This window comes from Paraburkholderia sp. RL17-347-BIC-D (assembly GCF_046027915.1).
Classification (GTDB): domain Bacteria; phylum Pseudomonadota; class Gammaproteobacteria; order Burkholderiales; family Burkholderiaceae; genus Paraburkholderia.
This window is the reverse complement of record NZ_JARESS010000006.1, coordinates 120437-137754: the sequence shown is the minus strand read 5'-3', so window position 1 is coordinate 137754 and position 17318 is coordinate 120437. Positions and strand designations below refer to the sequence as shown.

The window sequence follows — 17318 nt, the reverse complement described above, 5'->3', positions numbered from 1 at the left end:
CGTCTCCTGGATGTAGAGGAACGCTCTTTGAACAGACGACGCGGACGAAGCACGGCCGCGGCAGCTTCGGCCGATTGTAATAAGGGTCCCGACGTCCACGCAACAAAATTTTCGAATTACGAGATCGAATCTCATAATGCGAAAAATTGTTGCGGCGCAACCTGATTTGACTGCCGATCGACGGATACGTTGGCTAGTTTGCGCCGATTAATGGTCCTTTCCGCGCTTTTTTGCGCCATTTGCTAGCTTCACGCTGCGCTACAATGCCACGCATGTTGACCGAACGGCTTTTCGCACGCTCGGCGCGCACCGCCGGTTCGCCCGCGGATTCGACGCCGTCCTCCCGCTGGCACCACGGACCGTGGTGGTCCAATTCCTATTTGCTCACGCCGCTCCTGTCGATCCTGGTCTTCCTGGTCGTCATGAGTCTGATTTTGTGGAGCCTGAACCGGCGCGAACAGCAACAGCAGGAAGACACGCTTTACCGTAATGTCGCGTGGGCGCAGCAGCAGATCCGCCTGTCCATGACCGGCGCGCAGGAGCAGATCCAGGCGCTCGCGCGCGATCTGGTCGCCGGCCACGCCGATCCGCATTCGTTCCAGGTGTCCACCACGGACATCATGCAGGGGCATCCCGAGATCCTCTACATGAACTGGTACACGAGCCAGCAGCAGCCGCGCTGGCCCAATACCGCGCTGCCGGTGTTCGGCCAGCGTCTGGCCAAGCCGAACGACACGCAGATGGACGAAGCCGTCAAAGCGGCCTTCGCCGAGGCGCGCAACACGCGCCGCCAGGTGTATTCGCCGCTCATCTACGACGACCTCGGCAACGGCTACATCACGCTGCAAACGCCGGTGTTCCGCGACCGCGACTTCCTCGGCACGATCGCCGCCGTCTTCTCGGTGGAAGGCATCCTCAAGCACGACATTCCGCCTGAGCTGTCCGCCAAGTACAAAATCTCGATCATCGACGTGAACAACCGCGAGTTGACCACCACGTCGACCCGCCCGCGCCTGCCGCGCGACATGTTCTACGATCTGCCGCTCGACCCGCCGGGCCAAGGTGTCTCGGTGCGCGTCTACGCGTTCCCGCAGATGACCAACTTCACCAACAACACGCTGGTATGGCTGGTGGCGGGTCTCTCCTGTTTCGTGTTGTGGAGCCTGTGGAGCCTGTGGAAACACACGCGCCAACGCTTCGAGGCGCAGCAGGCGCTGTACGCCGAAGCGTTCTTCCGTCGCGCGATGGAAAACTCCGTGCTGATCGGCATGCGCGTGCTCGACATGCATGGGCGCATCACCCACGTCAATCCGGCGTTTTGCCGCATGACCGGCTGGGACGAAAGCGATCTGGTCGGCAAGAACGCGCCGTTCGCCTACTGGCCGCGCGACGCTTACCCCGAAATGCAGCGCCAGCTCGACATGACGCTGCGCGGCAAGGCGCCCTCTTCCGGCTTCGAATTACGGGTACGCCGCAAGGATGGCTCGCTGTTCCATGCGCGTCTGTACGTGTCGCCGCTGATCGACAGTTCGGGCCGCCAGACCGGCTGGATGTCGTCGATGACCGACATCACCGAGCCGAAGCGCGCGCGCGAAGAACTCGCCGCCGCGCACGAACGCTTCACCACGGTGCTCGAAAGTCTCGACGCCGCCGTCTCCGTGCTGGCCGCGGACGAAGCCGAACTCCTGTTCGCCAACCGCTATTACCGGCATCTGTTCGGCATTCGCCCGGACGGTCATCTGGAATTGGCGGGCGGCGGGTTCGATAGCGCACAGGCGTCGTCCGATTCGATCGATATGGTGGATACCTACGCCGGCCTACCCGCCGCCGCGTTGACCGAAAGCACCGCCGATGCGCAGGAAATCTACGTGCAAAGTATCCAGAAGTGGTTCGAAGTGCGCCGCCAGTACATTCAGTGGGTGGACGGCCACCTCGCGCAGATGCAGATCGCAACCGACATCACGACTCGCAAGCAGGCCCAGGAACTATCGCGCCAGCAAGACGAGAAGCTGCAGTTCACCAGCCGTCTGATGACGATGGGCGAAATGGCCTCGTCGCTCGCGCACGAACTGAACCAACCGCTCGCCGCGATCAATAACTATTGCTCCGGAACCGTGGCACTGGTTAAATCCGGTCGGACGACACCTGACAATCTGCTGCCAGTGCTCGAAAAGACCGCCCAGCAGGCGGTGCGCGCGGGCATGATCATCAAGCGCATCCGCGAGTTCGTGAAGCGCAGCGAGCCGAAGCGGCAAGCCACGCGCGTGGCCGATATCGTCGCCGACGCCGTGGGTCTGGCCGAAATCGAGGCGCGCAAGCGCCGCATTCGCATCGTCACGGATCTGCGCTCGCGCCTGCCGGTGATCTACGTCGACCCGGTGCTGATCGAGCAGGTGCTGGTCAACCTGCTGAAGAACGCCGCCGAAGCGATGGCCGAAGCCCGTCCGAATGCGGTCGATCCGGTGATCCGCGTGGTCGTGCGGCTGGAGAGCGGGTTTGTCTGCATCAGCGTCGTCGACCAGGGACCCGGCGTCGACGAAGCGACAGCCGAGCGGCTGTTCGAACCGTTTTACAGCACCAAGTCCGATGGTATGGGCATGGGGCTGAACATTTGCCGTTCGATTATCGAATCGCACCGCGGCCGTCTGTGGGTGGTCAACAACGTCGAATCTGACGGCCACATCACAGGCGCCACGTTCCATTGCAGTCTGCCTATTGGAGAGCCTGATGGCCCGAGCAACGGCGGGACACAGGCGCCGACACCACAAACCGTTACGGGAGAGCTATGAACAGCCCAGTCACCACACAGGAAACTGTCTTTGTCGTCGATGACGACGAGGCCGTGCGAGATTCGCTGCGCTGGCTGCTGGAGGCGAACGGCTACCGCGTGCAATGCTTCTCCAGCGCCGAGCAGTTCATCGACGCATGGCAGCCGCATCAGCATCCGGGCCAGATCGCGTGCCTGATTCTCGATGTGCGGATGTCCGGCATGAGCGGGCTCGAGTTGCAGGAACGCCTGATCGCCGACAACGCATCGCTGCCGATCATTTTCGTGACGGGCCACGGCGATGTGCCGATGGCCGTGTCCACGATGAAAAAAGGCGCGATGGACTTCATCGAAAAGCCGTTCGACGAAGCCGAGTTGCGCAAGCTGGTCGAGCGCATGCTCGACAAGGCGCGCAGCGAAAGCACCAGCGTGCAGCAGCAGCGCGCCGCGGCAGAACGTCTCGGCAAGCTGACCGCGCGTGAGCATCAGGTGCTCGAGCGCATCATCGCCGGCCGCCTGAACAAGCAGATCGCCGACGACCTCGGCATCAGCATCAAGACGGTCGAAGCGCACCGCGCGAACATCATGGAAAAGCTCAACGTCAACACGGTCGCCGATCTGCTGCGACTGGCGCTGTCGAACAAGCCGCAACCGGCGCAATAAGCCTCGCACGGCGGCGCTTACCCCGAAGGAGGGCCCTTTGGGGTAAGCGCCGCCACACCAGAAGTGACTGCGTGCCAACGGCCGGACTATAGAAGAGTCCGGCCTGTTTCGTCCTCTTTTTCCCTCCTCATTTCCCTCCCCTCTATCGCACGGCAATCACGACGAAGCGCGTGATTTCGACGCACCCCGCGCGTGCAAAATAATATGCATTGCTCAGCAATTACTTACGCTAATCCGCAACAGGTTCTTTCCTCAGACAAGATTGACGGATTCGGACGCGCCCCTTAATTTACGCAGAACTCCTTAGCAGACAGCGCCGATGCGACGATCGACGCGGGAGTGACTTGCTGCGAAACGCCGCATGCGGCATCGCCTGGTGATGCGAAACAATTGGAGCGGTTCGAGCGCCTTTACGCGGCATCGTGCCGTGCCGATCGAGCCGTCCGACCACCCACCGGACACCGGCCCGACTCGCCATTTCCTCGCCGTATTCCATCGCGGCGAAGCGACGCAGCCCGTGCTGCGCACCGACATCTCGTCGTATAAACCCCACCGGGAGGAATTCATCGTGAAACGATCCGGAGCACACCGCTCGCGTGTGATGCTTGTTTGCGCCGTTCTTGCGGGAGCGCCGCTATTCGTCGGACTTGCCGCGCCGGACTTCGTCCATGCGCAAGGCACCGCGAAAATGTCGAATCAGCAACTCGATTCGCTGGCCGCGCCGATTGCCCTTTATCCGGACGCCCTGCTCGCCCAGGTGCTGATGGCCTCGACGTTTCCGCAAGACGTGCAGGCGGCGGCCATATGGTCCAGAGTCAACTCGACGCTGCAAGGCGACAGCGCCGTCAAGGCTGTCGCGTCCGAGCCGTGGGATCCGAGCGTGCAGTCGCTCGTTGCCTTCCCGCAGGTGCTCGCCACCATGGCCTCGAAAGCGGATTGGGTGACGCAACTCGGTAGCGCGTTTCTCGCCCAGCCCAACGACGTGATGGACTCCGTGCAGCGTCTGCGCAGGCAGGCACAGGCGGCGGGCAATCTGAAGACGACGTCGCAGCAAACGGTCGTGGTCGAACAGAGCACGATTCAGATCGTGCCCGCCAATCCGCAAGTGGTGTACGTGCCGACCTACAACCCGACCGTGGTCTACGGCGTGTGGCCTTATCCCGCGTATCCGCCGGTGTATGTACCGCCGCCGCCTGGTTATGTGATCGGCACCAGTTTCGTCGCGGGCCTCGCGTTCGGCACCGGCGTCGCGGTGGCGAACGCGCTGTGGGGCGGCTTCGACTGGAATTCGCATGACGTCAACATCAACGTGAACCGGTACAACACTATCAATGTGAACAACCGGATCAACGTGAATGGCAGCACGACGAACTGGAACCGCAACACCAACGTCAATCGCAACGTCGGCAACACGAATGTCAATCGCGGCTTGAACAATAACGGCGGCGGCGGCGCGCAGCGCGATGTGTATCGCGGCCGCGACGACGCCCGCGCCCGGGCGCAGCAGACGCTGCAAAACCGCACTGGCCAGAATCTGGGTGGCAGCGCGAGCCAGCGTGTGCAAGGCATTCATCACGGCGGCACGGCGAACCCCAAGTTGCAGAACCGCGCGCAGAACGTCAATCGCGACAACGCGCTGCGCGGTGCCGGCGACGGCAAAGCCGCGCGGCAGGACACGCAACGCGGCCAGGCAAGCCGTGATGCGCTCGCCGGACGCGGTGGTCAGCAGCATGCGGGCGGCACGACCGGCGCAAATGCCAGCGGCCTGCAGCGCACAAGCGAAGGTCTCGTCGCCAATGGCGGCGGCCAGCAACACATGAGCGGAAGTCCCGGCGCGAACAGCGGCGGTGTCCAGCGTAACGGCGGTACCGCCGGTGTGGGCGGCGGCTTGGGCGGTGGCGGTGGCGGCCTAGGCAGCGGCGGAGCAGGTGAACATCACTTCGGCCGCAACCGTTGAACAGAAAAAGGAGAAGTCTGATGATGCGTCCATTCTCTCGGGGCAGGCTGCGTGCCCAGGTCCTGATACTTGCTATCGCGCTCGGCAGCACCGGCGCACTGCTGCTGGCGCCGGCGCTGCTAATCAGCGCGATCCCCGCTCATGCCCAGGCGATCTATCCCAGCGCGGACGACGCCGCCAATGCCTTCGTCGAAGCCCTCGCCCGCAACGACGACGATGCCCTCAAGCGCGTGCTCGGCGGCGATTTTCATCGCTTCATTCCAACCGAAGGCATCGGCGAGGATGACATCTATCAGTTCCTCGGCGAATGGTCGAAAAACCATCAGATCGTCGAGGACCCCGTCATGGACAAGGGGCGCGCCACCGCGCATCTGACGGTCGGCTACAGTGGCTGGACCCTGCCGATTCCGCTCGTGCAGTCGGGCACCGGCTGGCGTTTCGATCCGCCGGCGGGACGCGACGAGATGCTGACACGGCGCATCGGCCGCAATGAACACGCCGCGATCCTGACCTCGCTCGCCTACCTCGATGCGCAGTACGACTATCGCAACCTGACCCAGCACTATGCACAGCGCTTCGTCAGTACGCCGGGACAGCACGACGGCCTGTACTGGACGACGGCGCCCGGCGAAGCGGAAAGTCCGCTTGGGCCGCTCGCTGCCACGATGCCCGACGGCACGCAGCCTGAAGAGGCGTATCACGGCTATCACTTCCGCATTCTCACGGCACAAGGGGCTCACGCGAAGGGTGGCGCGCGGAACTACGTCGACAATGGCGTGCTGAGCAAGGGGTTCGGACTGATCGCATCGCCGGCCGACTATGGCAAGACCGGCGTGATGAGTTTCATCGTTAATCAGGACGGACAGGTGTATCAGAAGAACCTCGGGCCGCGAACCGCACGCGCGGCGGCGGCGATCACATCGTTCGAGCCAGGCGCGGGTTGGCAGGCGGTCCAGCCATAGCAAGTCGCGTTTGACAGCTTTGCCTCCGCCCGCCGCACCAGGTGGCAGGCGCGACCCCGAACACGCGCCTGGCGGCGCACCCGCTGCCGCCACCGTTCGAACCGGGCATCCGTCCCACCACGTGAGGCAAGCGCGGCCGACATCCGTAGCGCTGCCGCACAGCCTGGAATCCGTACGCGGCGCACCTGGCAGGGCCGGTATAATGTCGCACTTTGCAGCGCTGCTTAACCCCGATTCGCGCCGCGCGCTTTTCACGTGCCGACCCATTCCCGTTGAAAAGCGCCATCGCGCGCGGCACGCACAAGCGTCTGCGCCCTGCCCCGCTTTCCAAACTGCCCATCTCGACCCGACCATGACTGCCAAACTGATCGACGGCCTAGCCCTTTCCAAGACCCTGCGCGCCGACGTCGCCGCGCGCGCCGCCGCCCTCACCGCTCGCGGCCATCAGCCGGGCCTCGCGGTGGTGCTGGTCGGCGACAATCCGGCCAGCGAAGTCTACGTGCGCAACAAAGTGAAGGCGTGTAACGACAACGGCCTCGGCTCGTCGTTCGACCGTTATCCGGCCGACCTGCCGGAAGCCGAGCTGCTCGCACGCATCGACGAACTGAACCGCGACCCGCGCATTCACGGCATTCTGGTGCAACTGCCGCTGCCGCCGCATATCGACAGCCACAAGGTGATCGAAGCGATTGCGCCGGAAAAGGACGTCGACGGCTTTCACGTTGCCAACGCCGGCGCGCTGATGACTGGCCGGCCGCTGTTCCGCCCGTGCACGCCGTACGGCGTCATGAAAATGCTCGCCGCCTACGAGATTCCGCTGCAAGGCGCGAACGCGGTGGTGATCGGCCGCTCGAACATCGTCGGCAAGCCGATGGCGCTGCTGCTGCTCGAAGCGGGCGCGACCGTCACGATCTGCCACAGCAAGACGCGCGACCTGGCCGCTCATACGCGCAACGCCGACGTGGTGGTCGCCGCCACCGGCTTGCGCAACATCCTCACGGCGCAGATGGTGAAACCGGGCGCGGCGGTGATCGACGTCGGCATGAATCGCGACGAAGCCGGCAAGCTGTGCGGCGACGTGGATTTTGCGGGCGTCAAGGAAGTGGCGGGCTACATCACGCCGGTGCCGGGCGGCGTCGGCCCGATGACCATCACCATGCTGCTCGTCAACACGATCGAAGCCGCCGAGCGCGAAGCGGCAGCGAACGCGTAAACGGCGGGAGAAAGCCAGCGGAGCATCTTCGCCGGCTTCGGGACTTGACGGCCCTGGCGTCGCGCCGGGGCATCGACATCCATCGGCGCCGAACGCGTGCCACACTTCTCAGCGCTCAGCTCGATCGCCTGAACGCGGGCGAAGCACCTTCGCCGGCTTCAGGACCTAGCGGCCCTGGCGGCGTCTTGCCAAACTCTCCAAGTCAATCGGCACCGCCCGCGGACCTCATACTCAGCACATCTCAGCGCACCGCCTGATCGCCAGCCGGCATGCCCGCGGCTACCTGCGTCGACGGCCGCGCGAGACGCCCGCGGCACCACTTCAGCACCGGCCGTTCCACGAAGTGCCACGACAGCGCCGCGCACAAAAGAATAAACGGCGCGGCAATCGACACCGCCGCCACATGGCTCAACTGCGGCGCGATGTTCGCGACGCATTGCTGCACCATGAAGCCGTACAGATAGATGCCGTACGAGTAATCATGACGCGGCACGAAGCGCCGCAGAAGCGGTGTCGTCCCCACCCACAGCACGCCGTACACGAAGGCCAGATAGAACAGCGGCTGCGCGCCGGCGGTGTCGCGGAACACCAGGAACACCATCGCGAACGCCAGCGCCGCCAAGCCGTTGATGTCGATCCGCTCACGCCAGCCATACAGCAGCATGCCCAGCATGAAAAACGGCTGCGGCCAGAACGAATAGCCGTCGGGCGTTTCGCTGAAATCGCGCAAGCCGATCTGCCAATGCGCGTGATCCACGTTCAGCATGAATGTGGCGCAGCCGAGCGCGGCCGCGAGCACCACGCCACGCGAGTTGGACAGCAAACCCACCATGCCGGTCACGAGCACGAGCAGATAGCAGCGCACTTCGACCGGCAGCGTCCAGAGCGGTCCACAGATGTCGACGGGATAGCGGTTGTGCTCGAACACGCCGGGCAGCGCCCAGCCGGCCGACCGCACGATGGTCGAGAAGTTGTCGAGGTTGGCCCAAGTCATGCCGGAGGCAAAATACTCGCGCAGCGTCAGCGTCGTAAAGAGCGGACCGACGATGAACACCGTCACCAGCGACCCGGCCGCCACCGCCGGCCACAGGCGCGCGATGCGCAACACGGCGAAGCGCGGCACCGAGCGTTGCCGGTCGAAACTGGCGGTCACCAGCATGCCGCTCAGCAGGAAGAAGGCGTAGACGCCCAGCGCGCCGAAACCGTCGAAACCCAGCGCGTTCTGGACCCAATCGGTGCTGCCGTCGGGAGCCTGGAGCACGTACGAATGGCCATACACGACGGCAATGGCGGCCAGCAGTCGCACGAGATCAAAATTGTTGCCCTTGTGCGATAGAGCGTCCGAAAGCGGATTCATTGATACCTCTTTGCAAAAAACGCCGCTGACCGGTAGCGACGCTCCACCTTGCCGCATAGCAGCAATCGGGACCGTGCGCTTTCGCACAAAGCACAGCGGCGCGTTATTGCCGCGCGCGGCGCCGCCCGGCCTATCCGGCACGCGCACAAGGCCGCGACATCTGATAATTTGTCTGCCGACGGATTGGAATCGGCGCGCCCTGCCCCAATAATGTCTGTATCGGCCGTTATGGGGCGTCATTGCACGCGCTCCGAAGGAAGTCCCCTTGTGGGACGCCCGTCGATGCACCGATTACCCGTTCACCCGCGTCAGACAGGAAGCCTCATGTCCACTACCGCCTCGAATCACGACAATCCGCTCCTCGATTTCTCCGACCTGCCGCGCTTTGGCGAAATCCGCCCCGAACACGTCACGCCAGCCCTCGATGTGCTGCTCGCCGATGCGGCCGCCGCCGTCGAACGCGCTGCCCAGCCGATCACCCCCGCTTCGTGGGCCGACGTGGTCGAACCAGTCGAGCGCGCCACCGAACCGCTGTCGCGCGCCTGGAGCGTGGTCGGCCATCTGAACGCCGTCGCCGATACGCCCGAGTTGCGCGCCGTGTATGGCGAAAATCTGCCGCGCGTCACCGAATTCTGGTCGAGCGTCGGACAGAATCTCGCGCTGTACGAGAAGTACAAGGCGTTGAACGCGAGCAGCGATTTCGCCTCGCTGACCGACGAGCGCAAGAAGATCCTCGGCAACGCGCTGCGCGATTTCCGCCTGTCCGGCGCGGAATTGCCGGAGGACCAGAAGCCGCATTTCGCCGAATTGCAGGAACGCCAGGCGGCGCTCTCGAAAGCGTTTTCCGATCACGTGCTCGATGCGACCAACGCCTATGCCTATGTCGTCGAAGCCGGCGATGAAGCGCAATTGGTCGGCCTGCCGGAAGATGTTGTCGAAGCCGCGAAGGAAGCGGCCGAACGCGAAGGCAAAACCGGCTACAAGTTCACGCTGCACTTCCCGTCGTATTTCCCGGTGATGCAGTACTCGGAAAATCGTCCGATGCGCGAAGCGATGTATCGCGCGTATGTCACGCGTGCCTCGGAACTCGGCTCGCAATACGGCAACGGCAGGCCCGAGTGGGACAACACCGCGGTGCTCGCCGACCAGTTGAAACTACGCGCCGAAGAAGCGCACATGCTCGGCTTCAACAACTTCGCCGAAGTCTCGCTCGCGCCGAAAATGGCCGAGTCTCCTGCTCAGGTGATGAGCTTCCTCGAAGACCTCGCCACGCGTGCGCGTCCGCATGCCGAGCAGGACTGGAAGGAACTGCGCGAATTCGCCGCAAACGAACTCGGCATGAGCGAGTTGCAACCATGGGACATGACGTTTGCCGCGGAGCGTCTGCGTCAGAAGCGCTACTCGTTCTCTGAGAACGAAGTCAAACAGTACTTCCCGGAAGACGCCGTGTTCAAGGGTCTGTTCAAGGTCACTGAAACGCTCTTCGGCGTGCGTATCCGTCGCGACGACGCGGCCGTGTGGCATCCGGACGTGCGCTTTTTCCGCGTCGAGAATCAGGACGGCGGCCTCGTCGCGCAGTTCTACCTCGATCTGTATGCGCGCGAAGGCAAACGCGGCGGCGCCTGGATGGACGATGCACGCGGCCGTCACAAGCACACGCACGGCAGCGTGCAAACGCCGGTCGCGTATCTGACCTGCAACTTCTCGGCGCCGGTCGGCGGCAAGCCCGCCTGCTTCACGCACGACGAAGTCATCACGCTGTTCCACGAGTTCGGCCACGGTCTGCATCACATGCTCACGCGTGTCGATGAACTGGGCGTGTCGGGCATCAACGGCGTCGAGTGGGACGCGGTCGAACTGCCGTCGCAATTCATGGAGAACTTCTGCTGGGAGTGGGACGTGCTGAGCGACATGACCTCGCACGTCGAAACGGCCAAGCCGTTGCCGCGCGATCTGTTCGACAAGATGCTCGCCGCGAAGAACTTCCAGAGCGGATTGGGCACGCTGCGCCAGATCGTGTTCTCGATGTTCGACATGCAACTGCATACCGGCTTCGATGCTTCGGGCACGAAGAACGCCACCGAACTCGCGAGCGAAATCAACGAGCGCTTCCATGTCGTGCCGCAGGCACCGTTCTCGCGTTGGCCGAATACGTTCAGCCATATTTTCGCGGGCGGTTACGCGGCGGGCTACTACAGCTACAAGTGGGCTGAAGTGCTCTCCGCGGATGCCTACGCGGCATTCGAAGAAGCGGCGCAAGCGGCGAGCGGCAGCGTGCTCGATCAGGCGACCGGCATGCGCTATCGCAAGGAGATTCTGGAAGTGGGCGGCAGCCGTCCGGCAATGGAGTCGTTCAAGGCGTTCCGCGGCCGCGAGCCGAATATCGACGCATTGCTGCGCCACAATGGCATGTCGCCGGGCGCGGCGCATTGATGGGTTGAGGCAAGCGTCGGCGCTTTGCTTCGCGCCGATAGAAAACCGGTGACCTGCGTAAGCAGGCACCGGTTTTTTTGTTTCGCGCGAAGCATCAAGCCGCAATCAATCGCGATGCAATTTGAAGTCCACTTGCGCTGGACGGCCTACGAGCGACAGCGCCGCGCGCGCAGCCGGCGCGCGGCTCACCACCTTGCCGCGGCTCACTACCGCGAGGCGCGCGGCGCGCAAGCGGATCGCTTCCACCGGATCGCGCGCGTCGAGCAGCACCAGATTGGCCGTGCATCCCGGCGCGATGCCGTAGCCTTCCAGACCGAGAATGCGCGCGGCGTTCACCGTCACCGCGTCGAAACAGGCGCGCATGCCGTCGACGCCCGTCATCTGCGCCACATGCAAGCCCATGTGCGCGACTTCGAGCATGTCGCCCGAGCCGAGGCTGTACCACGGGTCCATCACGCAATCGTGGCCGAACGCGACGTTGATGCCGGCCGCCATCATCTCCGGCACGCGCGTCATGCCGCGGCGTTTCGGATACGTGTCGCTGCGCCCCTGCAGCGTGATGTTGATCAGCGGATTCGCGATCGCCGCGACGCCCGACTCGCGCATCAGCGGCAGGAGCTTGCTGACGTAGTAGTTGTCCATGGAATGCATCGAGGTCAGATGCGAGCCGGTGACACGCCCGTGCAAACCGAGCCGGTGCGTTTCGGCCGCGAGCGTCTCGATGTGCCGCGACATCGGATCGTCCGATTCATCGCAATGCATGTCGACGCGCAAGCCCTGCTCCGCCGCGTACTCGCACAAGAGGCGCACCGACTGCGCGCCGTCGGCCTTGGTGCGCTCGAAATGCGGAATGCCGCCGACCACGTCCACACCCATCGCGATCGAGCGCTTGAGATTCTCGAACGCGCCCGGGCTGCGCAACACGCCGTCTTGCGGAAAGGCCACCAGTTGCAGATCGAGATACGGTGCGACGCGGCGCTTCACTTCGACCAGCGCCTCGACCGCGAGCAGACGCGGATCGCACACATCCACGTGGCTGCGGATAGCAAGCAGTCCGCGCGCGACGGCCCAATCGCAATATTGCAGCGCCCGCTCGATCAGCGCCTCCTGCGTCAGGTCCGGCTTCAGTTCGCCCCATAACGCGATGCCTTCGAGCAGCGTGCCCGACGCGTTCACGCGCGGCAAACCGTACGAGAGCGTCGCGTCCATATGGAAATGCGGATCGACGAACGGCGGTGTGACGAGTGAACCCGCGGCATCGATTTCTTCGCGCGCGCTGGCGGCCAGCTTCGGCTCGACGGCGACGATGCGGCCCGCTTCGATGCCGATGTCGACCGGCTCTTTGTATTGCGGCGCGGCGCCCGGTGGCAGCATCGCGCGGCGGATGATCAGATCCATCTATCGCTCCCTTTGACCCCGTCCTGATTGACTACGATTCTATCGGCGTCAGAAAGCGCGTGGCGGCGTTTTTGTTCGACGCTTTTTTCATCTGGCCGTACCGGCGAGCGGCGCGCGATCCGTACCGGCAGTGCATCGCGCCGCCCGCCTATACTCGCCAGACAGACGGTCGATGCGATGCCGCGCCGTCATCCACTCACGGAGCAAGCACATGAAGACCATCGGCGTGATCGGCGGAATGAGCTGGGAATCGTCCACCGAGTATTACAAGCTGCTCAACCGCCACGCCAAAGCGCGCCTGGGCGGCCACCACAACGCCCGCAGCCTGATGCTCACCGTCGACTTCGCGCCGATCGAAGCGAACCAGCGCGCGGGCGACTGGAACGCGCTCGGCCAGCAGATGGCCGACGCCGCGCGCCAACTCGAACGGGGCGGCGCCGATCTGGTGATGCTCGCGACCAATACGATGCATCGCGTGTATGAATCGATCGAAGCGGCGATCGACGTGCCCTTCCTGCATATCGCCGATCCGACCGGCAGCGCACTGCGCGCGGCAGGCATCGAGCGAGTGGGCTTGCTGGGCACGCGCTATACGATGGAGCAAACTTTCTACACGGGACGCCTGCGTGAGCGCTACGGCCTCGACACAGTGATTCCCGATGAAGCCGAACGCGCGGACGTGCACCGCATCATTTACGATGAGTTGTGCCACGGCAAAGTGAACGACGCTTCGCGCGCGGTGTATCAGCGTGTGATCGAAGCGCTGGCCGCTCGTGGCGCGCAGGCAGTGATTCTCGGCTGCACCGAGATCACGTTGCTGATCAAGCCAGAAGATTCCGCGTTACCCGTGTTCGACACGACCGCATTGCATGCGCAAGCGGCGGTGGAATGGGCGATTGATTCGGAGTGAAGGTGGGTGCGCGCACGCGCTTCAACCCGTATGCGCACGGATGCCGCAGAAGTTAAAAAGCCCGCGTGGCTTGCGCCAGCGGGCTTTCAACAATGCTTGGTTGCGGGGGTAGGATTTGAACCTACGACCTTCGGGTTATGAGCCCGACGAGCTGCCAGACTGCTCCACCCCGCGTCAGAGAAAACGGATTGTATAGAGATGTTCGCAAGACGTCAAACAATCGCGCGAATTATTTCACGCTCGTGAAATGACGCACACGCGACTCACAGATCCTGGACCGTCGCGCCTTCCACCTTACCGTCGATGATGTCCGCGCCGTACTGGCTCGCACTGCGTTTGGCCACGCCGAAATCGGAGAACGTGAGCGGCAGCACGAGACGAAATACGCGGCTCGCCTTCGAGCCGCTGATTGCTCCCGGCCGGCAGACGCGCACCGCGACGTCGTAGCCTTCGGAGTGGCGCTTGTGACCGTCGAACTTGTCGAACGCCCGCGAAAATACCAGCGGATGCACTTCGAAGTCCTTATAAAGGGCTGGGTAAAGTTCGGCCATGATGCCTCCCCGATGCGCAAAAGCGCGAGTGTGAGTGATCTCACTATACGCCGCGACATGACCGGCTCGCGCTTTTATTTTCGGTGCCGCGGCGGGGCCATTTTCACCGTCCGCTCGCCCGCGCGATAAGATGCGGGACTATCGGAATCACGCAAGCTTGTGAGAATGTCATGAAAATCGCCACCTGGAACGTCAACTCCCTCAAAGTCCGCCAACAGCATGTGGTCGACTGGCTCGAAACCAGCGGCACCGATGTACTGTGCCTCCAGGAACTGAAGCTGCCGGACGAAAAATTCCCGCGCGCCGAACTCGAAGAGAAAGGCTACCGCAGCTGGTTCGCCGGCCAGAAGACTTATAACGGCGTCGGCATTCTGGTGCGCGGCGGCCTGACGGTCGACGAAGGCAGCATCGTGCGGAATATTCCGGGCTTTGAAGATCCGCAGCAACGCGTGATTGCCGCGACCATCGAAGGCGTGCGCATCATCTCCGCGTATTTCCCCAACGGCCAGGCGCCGGGCACCGACAAGTTCGCGTACAAACTGCGCTGGCTTGCTGCGCTGCACGACTGGATCGCGAGCGAGATGGCTGTACATCCGAAGCTTGCACTGCTCGGCGACTACAACATCGCGCCAGAAGACCGCGACGTGCACGATCCGAAAGCGTGGGAAGGCCAGAATCTGGTGTCGCCCGAAGAACGCGCGGAGTTCGTGCGGCTGGTCGAACTCGGTCTCGTCGATGCATTCCGCCAGTTCGAGCAGCCGGAAAAGATCTACTCGTGGTGGGACTACCGGATGATGGCGTTCCGTCGCAACGCGGGGCTGCGCATCGACCATATCCTGCTGTCGAAGGCGCTGGCTGACGTATGTTCGTCGTGCGACGTCGACAAGGCGCCGCGCAAGTGGGACCAGCCGTCGGACCACGCGCCGGTCGTCGCGCAGCTCGGCTGATCCTTCCTCACGACGTCAGGCCTGCGTCGACCGGTTCAGCGTACGCCACAGGAACTCGAACACCATCGCATCATGCTCGGCCTGCTCCAGCTCATCGGAGCCGCCGTGCCCGCCTTCGGTGTTCTCCCGATACCAGACGTGGTCGGCACCCAGCGCCTGCATGCGCGCGGCCATCTTGCGCGCGTGGCCGGGATGCACACGGTCGTCGGCCGTCGATGTGGTGAACAGCACAGGCGGATACGCAACGTTCGCCGACACGCGGTGATACGGCGAGTAAGCGGCCAGCATGCCCGCTTCATCGGGTTCGTCAGGATCGCCGTATTCGTCGATCCATGACGCGCCCGCGTGCAGCAAGTGATAGCGGCTCATGTCGAGCAAGGGCACCTCGCACACCACGGCGCCGAACAGCTCGGGGCGCTGCACCATGCACGCCGCCACCAGCAAACCGCCATTGCTGCCACCCTGAATACCGAGTTGCGCGGCGCTCGTCACGCCCGTCTCGGTGAGCGCCTCGGCCACCGCGATGAAATCGTCGAACGCGCGCTGGCGATGCTCGCCCTGTGCCGCCATATGCCAGCGCGTGCCGAACTCGCCGCCGCCGCGAATATGCGCGACCACGTACACGCCGCCGCGCGCCAGCCAGCCGATGCCCTGCCCCGTCAGATAGCTCGGCAGCAACGGAATGGCAAAGCCGCCGTAACCGTTGAGCAGGCATGGACGCGCGTGTTGTTGCTCGGCGCGCGGGCCGATCACCGTGTACGGCACGCGCGTGCCGTCCGCGGAAACTGCGTAGCCACGCGTGACGGCGAACTGCGTTGCGTCGAATTGCGTCGGCCAGCGGTCAAGCAACTCCCATTCGCTCAGATCGTCACGGGCGAGGTCGGCGAGCCAGTACGCAGGCGGCTGCAGATAGTCGTCGGTATCGACGAACACTTCGTCGTCGAGCGTCGGCTCCACCGGCGAGACGTCGGCTTGCGCATCCTCGCGCGTTGGAAAGACGCGTTGCTGCCAATGCCACGCCTGATCGTCGCCTTGCGACGGCGTCAACAGCAAGGTCTTGTTCTGCACGTCTTCGAGGTACGACACGATCAGGTGGTTGCGCGTATGCGTCCACTCGCAGGCCGAGGTTTGCGGCGTCGGAGTGAATAGCGGCTGCACGTCGCGCTCGCCGCGCAGGAACGCGTCTTCGCGGATCGCCAGCAATGCGCCGCCCGGAAAGTGCACGCCATTGCAGTCCCAATCGAGCCGCGGTTCGAGCAACAGCCAGTCTTGCCAGCCGCTCACCGCGACATGCGACGGCACCTCGTAGCGGCGCCATGCGTCGACGGCACCATCGGCATCATCGAGGTAATACGTCTGCGAATCAAAAAAATCGACGCTGCTCACCACCGTGTGCCGTTGCTCGACCGGATCGTAGTGCCCTTCCACGCCGATGTCGCCGAACGCGCCCTTGAACACCACCGGCGCGTCGGCGAGCGCGATGCCGCGCGTCCAGCGCCGCACTTCGCGGGGATAACCGGAGCGCGTCAACGTCTTGCGGCCGTTATCCCAGCCGACGTAAAGCGTGTCCCGATCGATCCAAGACGCCGTGTGCTTGCCGGCCTTCGCAATCACGAAGCCGTCGTCGACAAAACGTCGCGCGTCGATGTCGAATTCGCGCACCACGAGCGCATCCGAACCACCGGGCGACAGTGTGATCAGCGCGCGGTCGCCATCGGGATAGAGAATGTCGAGTTCGACGCAGACCCAAGGCGTGCCCTCGGCAGCACCGAGCGCGTCGAAGTCGAGCAGGTTCTGCCACTCCGGTTTGCCGCCGCGCCATGCCGCCCACGTCGTGCGCCGCCAGATGCCCTTGGGATTGCGCTCGTCCTGCCACAGGTCGTAAGCCCACTCCTTCCAGCGATCGGGAATCACCGGACGCTCGCGCGGCAGATAGGCGTCGGCAAGCCGTTGCCTGAGCGACTCGAATTCCGCGCTGTTGCACCACGCGGCGCGCGTGCGGGCGTTCTGCTGTTCGACCCACGCGAGCGCGTCAGGGTCGTGGAGCGCTTCGAGCGACAGGAAGGGATCGGGAGAAAGCGGCCAGGAGAAAGGAGCGGGAGAAGCGGGCATCGTCAGCTGTCGAATGAAAACAGCGTCGATTATGCCTTGTGGGAGCCC

The 17318-nt window shown here is 63.8% G+C and carries 12 protein-coding genes and 1 tRNA gene; 8 read left to right on the top strand and 5 right to left on the bottom strand.

Translation table 11 applies throughout. From position 1 onward, the window contains the following. Positions 1–272: 272 nt before the first annotated feature. The 5 genes from fixL (at position 273) to folD (ending at position 7562) form a co-directional block, all read left to right on the top strand. Entirely contained in the window at positions 273–2789 is a 2517-nt protein-coding gene (gene fixL / locus P0D96_RS10875) for an oxygen sensor histidine kinase FixL (RefSeq protein ID WP_132376838.1), read from the top strand. Continuing rightward, the gene (gene fixJ, locus P0D96_RS10870; RefSeq protein ID WP_006051254.1) at positions 2786–3430 is read left to right on the top strand and encodes an oxygen response regulator transcription factor FixJ; all 645 of its coding nucleotides are present in this window, start codon (positions 2786–2788) and stop codon (positions 3428–3430) included. The genes fixL and fixJ overlap by 4 nt, the downstream gene beginning before the upstream one ends. Positions 3431–3998: 568 nt before the next feature. Continuing rightward, on the top strand, positions 3999–5387 hold the full coding sequence (locus P0D96_RS10865) for a DUF3300 domain-containing protein (protein WP_408313468.1): 1389 nt from the start codon (positions 3999–4001) through the stop codon (positions 5385–5387). Between the two features lie 20 nt (positions 5388–5407). Further along, on the top strand, positions 5408–6349 hold the full coding sequence (locus P0D96_RS10860; RefSeq protein WP_408313375.1) for a DUF2950 domain-containing protein: 942 nt from the start codon (positions 5408–5410) through the stop codon (positions 6347–6349). Between the two features lie 352 nt (positions 6350–6701). Next, a complete protein-coding gene (folD, locus tag P0D96_RS10855; RefSeq protein WP_408313374.1) occupies positions 6702–7562 on the top strand; it encodes a bifunctional methylenetetrahydrofolate dehydrogenase/methenyltetrahydrofolate cyclohydrolase FolD in 861 nt (286 codons plus the stop codon). Between the two features lie 241 nt (positions 7563–7803). Here the strand turns inward: folD and P0D96_RS10850 are convergent, their stop codons facing one another. Continuing rightward, on the bottom strand, positions 7804–8919 hold the full coding sequence (locus tag P0D96_RS10850; protein ID WP_408175841.1) for an acyltransferase family protein: 1116 nt from the start codon (positions 8917–8919) through the stop codon (positions 7804–7806). Between the two features lie 324 nt (positions 8920–9243). Here P0D96_RS10850 and P0D96_RS10845 point away from each other — a divergent pair, with 324 nt between their 5' ends. Beyond that, a complete protein-coding gene (locus P0D96_RS10845; RefSeq protein ID WP_408175840.1) occupies positions 9244–11352 on the top strand; it encodes a M3 family metallopeptidase in 2109 nt (702 codons plus the stop codon). 105 nt (positions 11353–11457) lie between these two features. Here the strand turns inward: P0D96_RS10845 and P0D96_RS10840 are convergent, their stop codons facing one another. Further along, a complete protein-coding gene (locus P0D96_RS10840) occupies positions 11458–12750 on the bottom strand; it encodes an amidohydrolase family protein (RefSeq protein ID WP_408313372.1) in 1293 nt (430 codons plus the stop codon). 211 nt (positions 12751–12961) lie between these two features. Between P0D96_RS10840 and P0D96_RS10835 the strand changes: the two genes are divergently transcribed. Beyond that, positions 12962–13660, top strand: a complete 699-nt coding sequence (locus tag P0D96_RS10835; RefSeq protein WP_408313370.1) for an aspartate/glutamate racemase family protein — start codon at positions 12962–12964, stop codon at positions 13658–13660. Between the two features lie 97 nt (positions 13661–13757). Here P0D96_RS10835 and P0D96_RS10830 read toward each other — a convergent pair. Both P0D96_RS10830 and P0D96_RS10825 read right to left on the bottom strand, forming a co-directional pair. Beyond that, positions 13758–13834: transfer RNA gene (locus P0D96_RS10830), tRNA-Met, on the bottom strand. An 89-nt stretch (positions 13835–13923) separates the two neighbouring features. Further along, positions 13924–14211 carry a hypothetical protein gene (locus P0D96_RS10825; protein ID WP_106279408.1) on the bottom strand — a complete coding sequence of 96 codons (288 nt, stop codon included), beginning with the start codon at positions 14209–14211 and terminating at the stop codon, positions 13924–13926. A gap of 170 nt (positions 14212–14381) precedes the next feature. On the opposite strand from P0D96_RS10825, the gene xth reads away from it, so the two are divergent. Next, positions 14382–15158, top strand: coding sequence for an exodeoxyribonuclease III (gene xth / locus P0D96_RS10820; protein ID WP_408175836.1), 777 nt, complete (start codon positions 14382–14384; stop codon positions 15156–15158). A 15-nt stretch (positions 15159–15173) separates the two neighbouring features. On the opposite strand, the gene P0D96_RS10815 is transcribed toward xth, so the two are convergent. After that, entirely contained in the window at positions 15174–17270 is a 2097-nt protein-coding gene (locus P0D96_RS10815; protein ID WP_408313368.1) for a prolyl oligopeptidase family serine peptidase, read from the bottom strand. Between the last annotated feature and the right edge of the window lie 48 nt (positions 17271–17318).

What these genes read in the sequence shown, in the direction of transcription:
- fixJ (WP_006051254.1), top strand. Translation starts at nt 2,786, where the DNA reads ATGAACAGCCCAGTCACCACACAGGAAACTGTCTTTGTCGTCGATGAC.
- P0D96_RS10815 (WP_408313368.1), bottom strand. Translation starts at nt 17,270, where the DNA reads ATGCCCGCTTCTCCCGCTCCTTTCTCCTGGCCGCTTTCTCCCGATCCC.
- folD (WP_408313374.1), top strand. Translation starts at nt 6,702, where the DNA reads ATGACTGCCAAACTGATCGACGGCCTAGCCCTTTCCAAGACCCTGCGC.
- P0D96_RS10840 (WP_408313372.1), bottom strand. Translation starts at nt 12,750, where the DNA reads ATGGATCTGATCATCCGCCGCGCGATGCTGCCACCGGGCGCCGCGCCG.
- P0D96_RS10825 (WP_106279408.1), bottom strand. Translation starts at nt 14,211, where the DNA reads ATGGCCGAACTTTACCCAGCCCTTTATAAGGACTTCGAAGTGCATCCG.
- P0D96_RS10845 (WP_408175840.1), top strand. Translation starts at nt 9,244, where the DNA reads ATGTCCACTACCGCCTCGAATCACGACAATCCGCTCCTCGATTTCTCC.
- fixL (WP_132376838.1), top strand. Translation starts at nt 273, where the DNA reads ATGTTGACCGAACGGCTTTTCGCACGCTCGGCGCGCACCGCCGGTTCG.
- P0D96_RS10860 (WP_408313375.1), top strand. Translation starts at nt 5,408, where the DNA reads ATGATGCGTCCATTCTCTCGGGGCAGGCTGCGTGCCCAGGTCCTGATA.
- P0D96_RS10850 (WP_408175841.1), bottom strand. Translation starts at nt 8,919, where the DNA reads ATGAATCCGCTTTCGGACGCTCTATCGCACAAGGGCAACAATTTTGAT.
- P0D96_RS10835 (WP_408313370.1), top strand. Translation starts at nt 12,962, where the DNA reads ATGAAGACCATCGGCGTGATCGGCGGAATGAGCTGGGAATCGTCCACC.
- xth (WP_408175836.1), top strand. Translation starts at nt 14,382, where the DNA reads ATGAAAATCGCCACCTGGAACGTCAACTCCCTCAAAGTCCGCCAACAG.